This window comes from Christensenella minuta (assembly GCF_003628755.1).
GTDB lineage: Bacteria > Bacillota > Clostridia > Christensenellales > Christensenellaceae > Christensenella > Christensenella minuta.
On the sequence record NZ_CP029256.1, the window covers coordinates 218,256 to 231,247 of the forward strand.

At 43.6% G+C, this 12,992-nt stretch carries 12 protein-coding genes and 1 tRNA gene; 11 read left to right on the forward strand and 2 right to left on the reverse strand.

The window, feature by feature from the left end; translation table 11 throughout:
* Window positions 1-5: 5 nt before the first annotated feature.
* The 3 genes from B1H56_RS01090 (at window position 6) to B1H56_RS01100 (ending at window position 3,925) form a co-directional block, all read left to right on the forward strand.
* Complete coding sequence (locus tag B1H56_RS01090; RefSeq protein ID WP_066521961.1) at window positions 6-1,283, forward strand: ABC transporter ATP-binding protein; 1,278 nt, start codon at window positions 6-8, stop codon at window positions 1,281-1,283.
* A 14-nt stretch (window positions 1,284-1,297) separates the two neighbouring features.
* On the forward strand, window positions 1,298-3,454 hold the full coding sequence (locus tag B1H56_RS01095) for a glycosyltransferase (RefSeq protein WP_066521958.1): 2,157 nt from the start codon (window positions 1,298-1,300) through the stop codon (window positions 3,452-3,454).
* Between the two features lie 351 nt (window positions 3,455-3,805).
* Entirely contained in the window at window positions 3,806-3,925 is a 120-nt protein-coding gene (locus tag B1H56_RS01100; protein ID WP_278287619.1) for an IS3 family transposase, read from the forward strand.
* 40 nt (window positions 3,926-3,965) lie between these two features.
* Here the strand turns inward: B1H56_RS01100 and B1H56_RS01105 are convergent, their stop codons facing one another.
* Window positions 3,966-7,130 (reverse strand): GBS Bsp-like repeat-containing protein, encoded by a 3,165-nt coding sequence (locus tag B1H56_RS01105; protein ID WP_121418950.1) that lies wholly within the window; start codon window positions 7,128-7,130, stop codon window positions 3,966-3,968.
* A gap of 198 nt (window positions 7,131-7,328) precedes the next feature.
* Here B1H56_RS01105 and B1H56_RS01110 point away from each other — a divergent pair, with 198 nt between their 5' ends.
* The 8 genes from B1H56_RS01110 (at window position 7,329) to B1H56_RS01145 (ending at window position 12,762) form a co-directional block, all read left to right on the forward strand.
* On the forward strand, window positions 7,329-7,898 hold the full coding sequence (locus B1H56_RS01110) for a hypothetical protein (protein ID WP_066520076.1): 570 nt from the start codon (window positions 7,329-7,331) through the stop codon (window positions 7,896-7,898).
* Window positions 7,899-7,916: 18 nt separating this feature from the next.
* Window positions 7,917-9,410, forward strand: a complete 1,494-nt coding sequence (locus B1H56_RS01115) for a glycosyltransferase (protein ID WP_066520086.1) — start codon at window positions 7,917-7,919, stop codon at window positions 9,408-9,410.
* Between the two features lie 95 nt (window positions 9,411-9,505).
* Window positions 9,506-10,399, forward strand: coding sequence for a transporter substrate-binding domain-containing protein (locus B1H56_RS01120; RefSeq protein ID WP_066520088.1), 894 nt, complete (start codon window positions 9,506-9,508; stop codon window positions 10,397-10,399).
* A gap of 134 nt (window positions 10,400-10,533) precedes the next feature.
* Window positions 10,534-11,247, forward strand: coding sequence for an amino acid ABC transporter permease (locus tag B1H56_RS01125; protein ID WP_242862173.1), 714 nt, complete (start codon window positions 10,534-10,536; stop codon window positions 11,245-11,247).
* 9 nt (window positions 11,248-11,256) lie between these two features.
* Window positions 11,257-11,979, forward strand: coding sequence for an amino acid ABC transporter ATP-binding protein (locus B1H56_RS01130; protein WP_066520096.1), 723 nt, complete (start codon window positions 11,257-11,259; stop codon window positions 11,977-11,979).
* Window positions 11,980-11,999: 20 nt separating this feature from the next.
* Window positions 12,000-12,076, forward strand: a tRNA-Arg gene (locus B1H56_RS01135).
* Between the two features lie 104 nt (window positions 12,077-12,180).
* Entirely contained in the window at window positions 12,181-12,486 is a 306-nt protein-coding gene (locus B1H56_RS01140; RefSeq protein ID WP_066520103.1) for a TnpV protein, read from the forward strand.
* Window positions 12,487-12,552: 66 nt separating this feature from the next.
* Entirely contained in the window at window positions 12,553-12,762 is a 210-nt protein-coding gene (locus B1H56_RS01145) for a hypothetical protein (protein WP_066520104.1), read from the forward strand.
* Between the two features lie 65 nt (window positions 12,763-12,827).
* Here B1H56_RS01145 and B1H56_RS14455 read toward each other — a convergent pair whose 3' ends face one another.
* On the reverse strand, window positions 12,828-12,992 hold the full coding sequence (locus B1H56_RS14455) for a hypothetical protein (protein ID WP_162938948.1): 165 nt from the start codon (window positions 12,990-12,992) through the stop codon (window positions 12,828-12,830).

Genomic DNA, 12,992 nt, shown 5'->3' on the forward strand with positions numbered 1-12,992 from the left:
TTCGGATGGAAGAGCAGGAATATAAAGTACAAGTTGAACATATATCAAAATCCTATCGGATGTATGAAAATCAGATAGATAGGGTCAAAGAGGCTTTTAGCATAAGAAAAAGGAGTTATCACACTGATTTCTCGGCCCTTACAGATGTTTCCTTCAAAGTTAGGGGAGGAGAGATACTGGGAATCGTAGGAAAGAATGGTTCGGGGAAATCTACATTACTAAAAATTATTACGGGAGTATTGACGCCGACTTCAGGTATAGTGACTGTAAAAGGTAGGATATCTTCACTTTTGGAGCTTGGGACAGGCTTCAATATGGAATATTCTGGAATTGAAAATATTTATTTTTATTGCACGATTATGGGATTGGAAAATGATGAGATCAATGCACGCCTCAATGATATCATCGCGTTCGCAGACATCGGCGAACATATCCATCAGCCGGTCAAAACATATTCTAGTGGGATGTTCGCGAGGCTAGCTTTTGCGTGTGCAATTAATGTTGATCCGGATGTTTTGATTGTCGATGAGATATTAAGCGTCGGGGATATTAAGTTTCAGGCCAAATCCTTTAATAAGTTTCGAGAGTTTAAAGAAAGAGGCGTTACCATTATTTATGTTGGGCATGATTTAGGAGTTGTACGCAATTTTTGTGATCGTGCTATTTGGATGAATAATGGAAAGATAATTGATGACGGTGAGCCTCTGTATATTACGGCAAAATATACTGAATTTATGTATACGGGAGAGAGTGATATAATCGATAGTTTCGAAACACAGGAAGGAAAGATTAAAGACCGTTCAACTGTAATCAAGGAAGCTGTAAAGACGGATACTCCTATTTCCCATTGGGGGACCTTTATGGGGCTGATTAAAGATACGAAAGTGCTGGATGACGAAGGAAAGGAACTGATGTATACAGATATATTTCAGCCATTCCATGTGAGGATAACATTTGAAGGCCGTGAAGATTTGAACTATAAAAATCTCAGTGTCGCCATCTCGATCAAGAATCAGGAGGGAACAGATATTTTGGTTTGTACGACTGCCGATATCGATATGACATTTGAAGCGGGCGCTTCAGAATATGTTGTAGATTTCCGTGTGGATCATAGACTGGCAAAGGGTGAATATGTTTTAGTGGTGGCGATTGAGGATAGGGAGAATGCTTCTACATCTTATTATGAATATATTGAAGGCGCAAAATATATCAAAAATTATGCACCAGATACAATATACGGATTATTTTTGCCGCATTATGATGTTACAGTTAATAAAATATAAGCTTGGAGCAAAATATGAGCGAAGAGAAAATCAATAGCAAGGAATACTGGAATGAGAGATTCGACGGCGACTGGGATGAAAGCGCCGGGAGAATACAGACAAAGTTTTTCACCTATATTTTGTTGGAAGGTCTTTCGGCGGATATCCGCGAAGATATCTTTAAAAGCAAATATTCGATAGGCGATGTGAGCGGAGGAACGGGCGACAGTCTTCCTATTCTACATGAAGAATTCCCAGAAAGTTTTCTGCGTGGCTATGACTTTTCAGAGCGTGCCATTGCGCAGGCCAGAGAGCTATATCCTAAATTTGATTTTAAGGTTGCCGATATTTTTTCGGCAGAATATCCCGAACATGTTTTAATTTGTTCTAATACGTTGGAGCATTTTAAAAATCCGTGGGAAGCGTTTGATAGTTTAGCGAAGATTGAGCCTAAATATATTGTAATCCTAGTTCCATTCCTGGAAGCGGAAACAATGAAAACTGATAATATCGTTGAAGAGCATGTATCTTACTTCGATTGCGAAAATATCCAGACGGAGCGCTGCGGATATAAATTGATACAATATCGGGCTGTTGATACGCTGGGAATATGCTGGCCGGGGTATCAGATATTATTGGTTTACGCACCCGATGACTGCAGCGCAGAGAAAGTAAGTCTGGAGAAAGAAGTAATAGATGCGCAGTTGAGAACACCGATAAATCTCCGTATGGAAAGGATGGCGGATCTATTTCGGGAATACAACACTTGTCTTTATAAGACAAAACTGAATTTTATTTATTCTCAGCTACATCTTGACAGTGAACGAAAGCATTCGGCCTATCTGACGACACGTGTGGAAGAGTTGGAGAAAGCAAAAGAAAAAATGGCGGCTGCTCAGAATGCTATGGAGAATCATATTTCTAATATTAGCAATTCGATGGGCTATAAGGTACTGCAAAGGTGTTACGCTTTTGCGGAGCGGCATAAAGCTGTGCGGGCAGTTGGCAGAAAAGTAAAGAAGATATTGGATGGGAGAAGGAAAAAGAAGCAAGAAAAAGCCTTGCTTGCCTATGTGGAAAGTATTCTTGATGCCTATAATGGGGAATATGTTTTTTTATTTCAACCTTTGATTGAGTGGCATGTACCGCTTTTTCAGAGGCCGCAGCAGATTGCACGGTCCTTAGGAAAAGCGGGTGTATTGTATTTTTATTCTACTGCAAATATGACAGATCATATCCCAATCGGTGAGGAAGTATCGAAGAACTGTTATGTATTAAATGTCGGGTCTTCTTTAGAAAAAATTGCACGCCTTATTACCAGAAAAAATAAAAAACTTATTTATAATATCTATTCGACAGATAACTGGTCGTCTATTGATTGGATCAAAAGCAATCAAAGATGGGCTTATAGAACCGTATATGAATATATTGATGCTATTTCAGAGGAAATATCTGGCAACGCAATTCCAGATGCAACCTATCAGCGCCATAATTATTTGATTCATGCAAAAGATGTATTGGTTGTTGCTTCAGCGGATAAACTTTATCAAGAGGTATGTGAGAAAGTCCCCGCAAAAAAAGAGGTTGCGTTGGTGACGAATGGTGTGGACATAGAGCATTTTACTCATTTGGAGGCAAGAGAAAGAGCGGTTCCGCGGGAAATGGAAGAAATTGTCGCGATGGGAAAGCCTATCATCGGTTATTATGGGGCGCTTGCGACGTGGACAGATACAGAGCTGATTACCTATGTAGCAAACCAGCGGCCAGATTATCAATATGTTCTGATTGGCCCGCGGTATCATAACAGACCGGAATTTGATGAGGTCGAAAAACTGACGAATGTTTATTTGTTGGGTACAATACACTATAATATTCTACCGCAATATGCGCGTTGGTTTGATGTGGCGACCATTCCGTTTATGGTAAACGATATTTCGGAATCCACCTCACCAATTAAGCTATTTGAGTATATGGCTTTGGAGAAACCTATCGTAACGACCGATATGCCTGAATGCGAAAAATATCGCTCGGTTATGGTAGCGAAAAGCTATGAGCAATATGTTGAAATGTTGGACAGAGCACTTGCACGAAAAAATGACCCGGAATATTTAGCGTTGCTTAGGGCCGAGGCGCGGGAAAATTCATGGGATCATAAAGCGGTGGAGATTCTGGAAGCTTTGAGAATCAGATAGATAAAATAATGAAGTAATATAAAAACCCCGAACCAAGAAAAAAGGACATTGAAAGAAAAGACCTCCAATTGTAGGATAGAAACTATGATAGGAGGTTTTTTGTGTGTCAGGGAAAAAGGAATGTATCACTACAGCGAAGAAATGGAGGCACAAGTGTGAAAAGAATATGAACCAGGGGAAAGCACGCATGGATTGAGCCGAAAATATGGTGTTAGCCGATGGTCAGTTCATTGATGGAGCGGATTAGCAGCGCCAGTCCGCACTGTTGAAAAGGAGGAGAAAACAAAAGAATCCCAAAGACCCGGAACAACTGATCCGACGATTGCAACGGAATGTATTGGCTGCTAAAAAATCCAGTCATTCGAACAGGCTGTGCAAATGATTGACGACTACATACATTTTTACAATTACGAGCGTATCCAACTAAAATACCGTCTGACTCCGTTCGAGAAACGAAGTCAGACGGCGTAATCCCTTGATATCCTACGATTGGTCTTTCTTTTTTATCTATTTATTCCGCCTCAGGCGATACACTCGGAGCCGCCTCAGGCGATGTACTCGGAGCCGCCTCAGGCGATGTACTCGGAGCTGCGTCAGGCGATGTACTCGGAGCTGCCTCAGGCGATGTACTCGGAGCTGCCTCAGGCGATGTACTCGGAGCTGCCTCAGGCGATGTACTCGGAGCCGCCTCAGGCGGTGCAAACAGAGATAATGTGTTTGCGGAAAGTGTGTTAGACATGCTGTTCAAAGAATTAATCAGCTTCATGATGGAATAGCCGTAAGATGTATTAGTTGCCCATTTTGCAGAGAGTTGTCCTAATGTAGGTGCTGAACCTCTTCCGTAAATATTGACTACGGCATCCCATCGAGGATCTACGCAGGAGTTCACCAGACTTGCGGAAGACGCATAACATTTCAGATGCTGGATTTGCGCCCGAATACCCATACGGATACCAGTAGCGTTATCGCCAAACTTTTCGGCAAAGTTTGCGCATTGTCCGGTACTATTATTATCGAAAGCTCCCAATCCTGCAAAATTAAAGTATTCGACTGGCACGATTCCACCGAATTGTAACCAACCTGTTTCATAGATCATCTGTGCAAAGGCAACATCAACCTTTACCCCCTCAGCTTTTGCCTCTTCATAGTATATTTGGCAGAACTGCGCTAAATCGACATTTCTGTCTATATAATATTGAGGATAAGTTTTGCCGCTATTTAAATAGTAATTTATCATCTGATTTACAGTAGTTCCTGAATCTCCCATAATTGTATAAGATAGGGATGAATCATAGATGACATTGACATACTTGGTCATCATACAACCGGTGTTACCTTTGTTATCCGTGCCGTAGATATTAACGCCATACATACCGTATTTGTTGTCGAACTTGCTGATGTCAACGGTAGCGTCCCATACGCCGGAGGCTGTGTTGACACCCGCGTATTGCTTGGCAGAACCGTAGCCGGCTGAACAGTTCCATACCTCGAAGAGGACGCTCTTAACGCCGCTCTTATCGGTGACGCCGCCGACCTGGGCGATGAATTTGGAATTGGTGGTCTCGTCCGGCTGGAACCATGTCGCTGTCGGCGCTTCAGTGTCACCTATCTTAATGTAGCGAGTCATTATACAACCGGTGTTGCCTTTGTTATCCGTGCCGTAGATATTAACGCCATACATACCGTATTTGTTGCCGAACTTGCTGATGTCAACGGTAGCGTCCCATACGCCGGAGGCTGTGTTGACACCCGCGTATTGCTTGGCAGAACCGTAGCCGGCTGAACAGTTCCATACCTCGAAGAGGACGCTCTTAACGCCGCTCTTATCGGTGACGCCGCCGACCTGGGCGATGAATTTGGAATTGGTGGTCTCGTCCGGCTGGAACCATGTCGCTGTCGGCGCAGTGGTGTCTCCAATGACATTGACATACTTGGTCATCATACAACCGGTGTTGCCTTTATTATCCGTGCCGTAGATATTAACGCCATACATACCGTATTTGTTGCCGAACTTGCTGATGTCAACGGTAGCGTCCCATACGCCGGAGGCTGTGTTGACACCCGCGTATTGCTTGGCAGAACCGTAGCCAGCTGAACAGTTCCATACCTCGAAGAGGACGCTCTTAACGCCGCTCTTATCGGTGACGCCGCCGACCTGGGCGATGAATTTGGAATTGGTGGTCTCGTCCGGCTGGAACCATGTCGCTGTCGGCGCAGTGGTGTCTCCAATGACATTGACATACTTGGTCATCATACAACCGGTGTTGCCTTTATTATCCGTGCCGTAGATATTAACGCCATACATACCGTATTTGTTGCCGAACTTGCTGATGTCAACGGTAGCGTCCCATACGCCGGAGGCTGTGTTGACACCCGCGTATTGCTTGGCAGAACCGTAGCCGGCTGAACAGTTCCATACCTCGAAGAGGACGCTCTTAACGCCGCTCTTATCGGTGACGCCGCCGACCTGGGCGATGAATTTGGAATTGGTGGTCTCGTCCGGCTGGAACCATGTCGCTGTCGGCGCAGTGGTGTCTCCAATGACATTGACATACTTGGTCATCATACAACCGGTGTTGCCATGTACATCCGTGCCGTAGATATTAACGCCATACATACCGTATTTGTTGCCGAACTTGCTGATATCAACGGTAGCGTCCCATACGCCGGAGGCTGTGTTGACACCCGCGTATTGCTTGGCAGAACCGTAGCCGGCTGAACAGTTCCATACCTCGAAGAGGACGCTCTTAACGCCGCTCTTATCGGTGACGCCGCCGACCTGGGCGATGAATTTGGAATTGGTGGTCTCGTCCGGCTGGAACCATGTCGCTGTCGGCGGATCTTTTTCCGATGAATATGGTGGAATCGAATTGGGATATTTTGCAGCATAGCTATTTACCGCGCTGGTGATACGGTCAGCCATGATACTCATATTGCTATCCTTCTGGACAGCGGTCAGATCATTGGTATTTGTCATAAAACCAGCTTCCAAGAGAATCGTAGGAACACGCGAATACTTTGTAAGATGGTTATTGCTGTTGTTAAGCTGAACACTGCTTTTTGAAGGATAGCTGGATTGTTGGAATGAACTATTTAATATATTTGCAAAATCATAGGAACGCTGAACAGATTCTTGATTTCTTTCATATTTACCAACACCATCACGATTTCCAACCCAGTTCGTATAAAAGGTAATACAACCGGAAGGATTACTGGCAGAAACGGTTCCATCACCACTTGAGTTATGGTGAAGGGAGAGCACAAGGTCCGGCTGAGAGGTGATTTTTGAATTATATTTACTGGGATTATGGATGGCATCCAAAATCACATCTAAATCATATTGGGAACGATTAGAAGGACAAGGAGTCTGAATCACCGATGGGAGGTTCGGATAGAGTGTAATGGGATTAGTAAGATATACTGTATAACCCGCCGCGGTCAATTTCTGATAAGTATAGTAAGTTAATTTTTCATTGAGATCATCTTCTCGGATGGTTTTTCCATCATAGGTTACAGATGCTCCGGAAGTTTTGGCCGATGGACTATGGCCTGCCTGTAAAAAGATAACAAAATCGCTGTTGCTTTTGGCCTGGGCGGGAATCATACCAACCAGTAACACTAAAACAAGAGTGATAACCAAAATAAAACTAAAATTTTTTCTTGCATATTTTCTCATTCACGATACTCCCGATTTGTTCTTTTTCCATAGTAATTGGTAATACTCTATATTAGGATACAGGAATCCTATCAAAAAATCAATTCATGATGTCACAAAAAATTCATGAAATTGTAAATTTTATGATACATTTTCCATGGCGCTTGGAGTGAAGACAGATATATGGTATACTAAAAAAAATTGAAAGGACGAGGACATATGAAAAAAGGAATTACATTTGCGGTGGCCATTATCTTCGGAATGTTCATGTTTATTGGATGCGCGATAGATGGAGAGAAGGAGGGAACAGTACAGTCAACAGTAACCTCCGAACCTACATTGATGGTTGAGACAACGCAAATCCCCTCTCCTATGCCGGTTCAGACTCCGGGGGCGCCGCAGGAATTTACATATGATGATCCTGCGCAAATTATAGTCAGATATCACAATGAAGAGACGCAACAGGAAGAAGAGAGCACTTATGAAATAGGCGAAGATGCGGGGAATTTTTCAGCCCTTGATGCTGTAAATGCAGTTATTTTTGGAGAGGACAAAGTCAAAGCGAATTCAATTGTACTTTCAGAGGGGAATTTATTTATTGATTTTGATAATTCCATTTATGATATAAATATGGGGTCTTCAGGAGAAGGAAATGTGTTGGAAGCGATTGCGGATGCCTATTTGAATAATGTAGAGGAAGTAAATGCGATTTATTATTCAGTTAATGGTGAAGATTATTCCAGCGGGCATATCATCCAAGGAAAAGATCAGCCATTTAAGCTAAGATGAAATTTGGAGCGGCATAAAATGGGGAAGATAGGGAAAAGGATTGACGATTTTTATGACAATGCGGAAACGCTCTATGAATTGTTGGTTGCAGATCAGCAGATTCTTGAAGAGAAACAAAATATATTAGATATAAAATGTATCGAAATTGGGAAGAAAGAGCAGGAAATTGAGCTTTTAAAAAATACAGCACAGGAATTTGGCGCCAAGCTGAATGAAATCTATCTTTCTCATGGATACCGGGCTTTACAAAAATATTATAATTTGTCTCAAAAAAATAAAATTACACGGGCTTTTTCAAAAGGTATTCACAGATGCCTTAATAGAATATTTCATGCACCGGCAGGTCCACCCTTGGCCGAAAAACGAGAAATTGAAAAACAGTCCTCCATTTTTCAAGATAAACAAAACCAAAAAACGTTTGATATTATTTTTTTGGCCATGATTGACTGGACCTACCGTTTTCAACGCCCGCAACATTTAGCGAAGGGGCTTGCCCAAAAGGGATATCGGGTTTATTTTATCAACCCTACGTTTTTGGGAAGAAACAGAAAACAAAAGGGTAATTTAGTTTCTGTTACATTTGAGAACGAGATGCCTAATATCAACGGGCTCTCAAATAGTAAGGACCTTTTTGATATTATGTCCAAAGTAGAAGCTTTGGTTAAAATGGAGGGCATTAAAAATGCAATTGTAATATCAGAATATCCTACATGGGCTCCTGTCTGCCACCGCTTGAAAAAGCGCTATGGGTTTCCGGTGGCCTTTGATTATTTGGATGACGTGCGTGACTTTACCCATTTGGAACATTCCGAATTGTTGAATGAATGCTTTGATCAAATGTTTGAAATCAGTGATCTCGTGTTTGCGTCGTCTTCGTATTTATTTGACAAAGCTGAGCGGCAAAATAGTAATTGCCTTCTATTGCGTAATGGTACGGAGTTTGCACATTTTTATCAGGCTTACGAAAAACGGGAGCAAAGTGAAAGACCGGTTGTCGGTTATTATGGAGAAATTTCCAACTGGTTTGATGATCGCCTCATGGTATATGCTGCCAAAAATTTACCGGAGTATGATTTCGTCCTGATTGGAAACCACACCTACGGACATGTAGAAGAGCTCGAAAAGCTTTCCAATGTGAAGTTGCTGGGAGAAAAACCTTATGGTGAGCTTCCCGGTTATTTGAAGTCTTTTGACGTTGCGGTAATTCCATTTGACGCGTCCAGGGATTTGATTAAAGCTACAAATCCAGTTAAATTTTATGAATATCTGTCAGCAGGGAAAAAAATAGTTGCAACGGAAATTCCGGAGTTGATGCCCTACCGTAATGAATATGCACTACTATCTAACGAACCTTCACGGTTTGTCGGGTATTTGAAAGAATGCATTGAAGGACGGGACGGATTAAAAGGCGAAGAGGAACGGCTGTGCTTTGCACGCAAGAATGATTGGACAAATCGCGTTGAGATACTCGGATGTGAGTTGGAAAAATTACAATCTTTATCGCATCACTAAAAAATATTCATATTCTTGTATAAAGGTATTGATTTTCTTGGATATATATGTATAATTATACATTATAAGTTTTAAATATTTATTGGAGGAACGATATGAAAAAGATTATTGCTTTGGTACTGACAGTATTGATGGCTGTGGCAGTGTTCGCAGCATGCTCTGCGCCGGAAACGGCTGCGTCGGAAGCGCCTTCCGAGGCTGTTTCCGCAGAACCGTCTACAGACGCGTCCGAAAGCGCGGAAGCGACAGGGGAAGGCGCGGCGGCAGGCGGCCTAGTGGATAAGATCAAGGAAGCGGGTGAGCTCGTGCTTCTGACGAATGCACAGTTTCCTCCTTATGAATACCTTGGGGACGACAATCAGCCGACGGGCGTGGATATTGAAATCGCACAGAAAATCGCAGACGAGCTGGGCGTGAAGCTGACGGTTGTAGATATGGATTTCGACGGCCTGGTTCCGGCGCTGAACGGCGGCAAGGGCGATTTTATCGCGGCTGGCTACACGATTACGGAAGAGCGTCAGCAGAGCGTTGATTTTTCGGATGAATATGCAACGTCCAATCAGATGGTGATCGTAACGAAGGACGACCCGAAGGTTGCGGGTGCGACGGTGGAAGATCTTGCAGGAAAGACAATCGGCGTGCAGCTGGGAACGACGGGCGACCTTTTTGTATCGGACGAGGTGGAAGGAGCAACCGTAAAGCAGTATAAGAGCGCAATTGAAGCGGGCATGGATCTTGCGAATGGTAAGCTGGATGCGGTAGTTGTGGATAAGCTGCCGGCACAGAGCATTGTGGCAAATAATGACAGTTTGACGGTGTATGACGACGTCCTCACAACGGAACAGTATGCGATGGCGGTTCGGAAGGGCGAATCGGATGACCTGCTGGAAGTGATTAACAAAGTATTGGCTGATATGAAGGGCGATATTCAGGATTTGACGCAGAAGCATTTCGACCAGTATTCGGGGACTTCTTCAGAAGCTGAGTAATCTCGACTTTTAAAAGTTTGCAGAAGAATTTTCTTCTGCAAACTTTTTTTTTCTCCATAAGTATAGTATAATAATACATGCTTGCGCGTTTTCCTGAAAAAATGCGGTAAATAGTTGCCGGTGTACGGTAAATAATGGAGCTTGGGGATATGTTTGACAATCTTGGACAACAAATTTATAATACACTGATTGCGAACGACCGTTGGACGATGTTCCTGGATGGTCTGCTCGTTACCCTGATGATCGCTGGAATTGCGGTGTTAATGGGCGTTGTAATCGGATCGGTTGTTGCGATCGCGAAGGTCAATGCGCTGCGCAATAAGCGCCTGAAATGGCTGAACGTCATCTGCGATATCTACCTGACGGTGATTCGGGGCACGCCGGTGCTGGTGCAGCTTCTGATTATGTATTATATTATTTTTGCTGCTGCGCCGATCGAGATGGCGCCATATGTTGCGGCGCTTGCATTTGGTATTAACAGCGGTGCTTACGTTGCCGAGATCGTACGTTCGGGCATTATGGCCGTACCGCGCGGACAAATGGAAGCGGGACGGTCTCTCGGCCTTACAAACGGCATGACGATGCGCACCATTATTTTTCCGCAGGCAATCAAAAATATCCTGCCCGCGCTGGGGAATGAATTTATCGTGCTGTTTAAAGAGACGTCTATCGTTGGATATGTTGCGGTTACGGATTTGACGCGTGCCGCCGAGCTGGTACGTTCGCGGACAATGGACGCTTTCGTTCCGCTGATCTTTATTGCACTTGTTTATCTTGGTATTGTTATGTTGATTACATGGGCGCTTAGGAAACTGGAAAAGAAACTCGCCCGGAGCGATGTGAGGTAGGAGTGCGCGATGATTATTGTAAAAGAATTATTTAAGCAATTTAATGATAATATGGTCCTCAGAGGCATTGACGAGCACATCGAGCGGGGCGAGAAAGTCGTGATCGTCGGACCCTCCGGCAGCGGAAAATCTACATTTTTACGTTGCCTGAATATGCTGGAAATACCGACCAGCGGTGAAATATGGTTCGAGGGAAAGCTTTTGACCGATAAAAACACGGATATCGATAAGGTGCGCCAAAAAATGGGGATGGTATTCCAGCAGTTTAATCTGTTCCCGCACAAGACGGTTGGGCAGAATATTATGCTTGCGCCGCTGAAGCTGGGATTGATGACGGAAGATGAAGCGCAGGAACGTGCAGAAACACTCTTGAAAAGAATCGGATTATCGGATAAAATAGATTCATATCCTTCGCAGCTCTCGGGTGGACAGCAGCAGCGTGTGGCAATTGTACGTGCGCTTGCCATGAATCCGGATGTTATGCTTTTCGACGAACCGACATCCGCGCTGGATCCTGAGATGGTTGGCGAGGTGCTTGATTTCATGCATACGCTCGCGGATGAAGGAATGACGATGGTTGTTGTCACCCACGAGATGGGGTTTGCAAAGGAAGTTGCAACCCGCTGCCTGTTTATGGACGAGGGTAAGGTTCTCGAGCAGGCGCCGCCGACGGAATTCTTTGATTCGCCGAGGAACCCAAGGCTGCAAGATTTTCTTTCCAAAGTATTGTAAACTGCATTTTGCAGTTTTATGTGCTCGTAGCTCAGCTGGATAGAGCGCAGGACTCCGACTCCTGAGGCCAGAGGTTCGAATCCTCCCGGGCACACCAAACCAAGATAATCCGAACCTGATCCCAATCGGAGAAGGGTTCGGATTTATTGTTTTCTTAGCGCCTTCTGAAGATAAAAAACCAATCAAACGGAGGCGTAAAAAATGAGCAGAATCAAAATCAATGAATCAAAAATCGGCAGGTACGGACGGATGCGGCTTGTATTCATCAAGGAGCACCGGAAAGATTTATACACAGAGCTTCTCTTTTCGGGTAGTCTGGAAGATTATCTATGTGAATTGAATAAGGAAGTGCTGGATCGGATATGGGAATATACCTGCCAGATTGCAAAAGAGCAAGGCATCGACGAAGAATTGAAAGCGCACGATCAAATGGCGTGGGTTGGAACGATGAATGCGATTAAAGCGCAGGCGGAGGAAGTTATCCTTAATGAGATAATCAGAGAATAATCCCCTATAATACGTAGATTGCAAGAACGATATGATATACTTATAATATAGGTGAGAGGATTAGATATGATGGAGAAATTCCAGATTGCTGTAGCAACATTACCCAAAAGCAGATTGGATATCCATCTGGATATTGATATGATAAAAGTGGCGTTGATATATGGCGATGAGGTAAAACTGTATAGTTTATCAGCCGAGTTTAGTACATATACACAAATAATATCGGGAATGAATAATGACCAATTTGGAGATTTCGAAGTGCTAAGGAAACTTTAACCTAAGTCAGAGTATCCAATGATAAGGCGGACGGTATCTATATGAATACCGGCCGCCAATTCATATTACCCGATTTTCTTTTTCTTTAATTTTTGTTTCCGCTTCCACTCCCGAAACTCTTTCTGACCTTCCTCGCTCTCAAAGAATCTTTGTATCTCCGGGAGCAGGCAGCGAGCCAGTGTGTCGATCTCGTACTGTGGTATTTTCTCCTCCTTTGCCTTCCTTACCAT

Excerpts from the sequence above, each read along its gene's own strand:
- B1H56_RS01090 (WP_066521961.1), top strand. The coding sequence starts at position 6 with ATGGAAGAGCAGGAATATAAAGTACAAGTTGAACATATATCAAAATCC.
- B1H56_RS01095 (WP_066521958.1), top strand. The coding sequence starts at position 1,298 with ATGAGCGAAGAGAAAATCAATAGCAAGGAATACTGGAATGAGAGATTC.
- B1H56_RS01105 (WP_121418950.1), bottom strand. The coding sequence starts at position 7,130 with ATGAGAAAATATGCAAGAAAAAATTTTAGTTTTATTTTGGTTATCACT.
- B1H56_RS01110 (WP_066520076.1), top strand. The coding sequence starts at position 7,329 with ATGAAAAAAGGAATTACATTTGCGGTGGCCATTATCTTCGGAATGTTC.
- B1H56_RS01115 (WP_066520086.1), top strand. The coding sequence starts at position 7,917 with ATGGGGAAGATAGGGAAAAGGATTGACGATTTTTATGACAATGCGGAA.
- B1H56_RS01120 (WP_066520088.1), top strand. The coding sequence starts at position 9,506 with ATGAAAAAGATTATTGCTTTGGTACTGACAGTATTGATGGCTGTGGCA.
- B1H56_RS01125 (WP_242862173.1), top strand. The coding sequence starts at position 10,534 with ATGGAGCTTGGGGATATGTTTGACAATCTTGGACAACAAATTTATAAT.
- B1H56_RS01130 (WP_066520096.1), top strand. The coding sequence starts at position 11,257 with ATGATTATTGTAAAAGAATTATTTAAGCAATTTAATGATAATATGGTC.
- B1H56_RS01140 (WP_066520103.1), top strand. The coding sequence starts at position 12,181 with ATGAGCAGAATCAAAATCAATGAATCAAAAATCGGCAGGTACGGACGG.
- B1H56_RS01145 (WP_066520104.1), top strand. The coding sequence starts at position 12,553 with ATGATGGAGAAATTCCAGATTGCTGTAGCAACATTACCCAAAAGCAGA.
- B1H56_RS14455 (WP_162938948.1), bottom strand. The coding sequence starts at position 12,992 with ATGGTAAGGAAGGCAAAGGAGGAGAAAATACCACAGTACGAGATCGAC.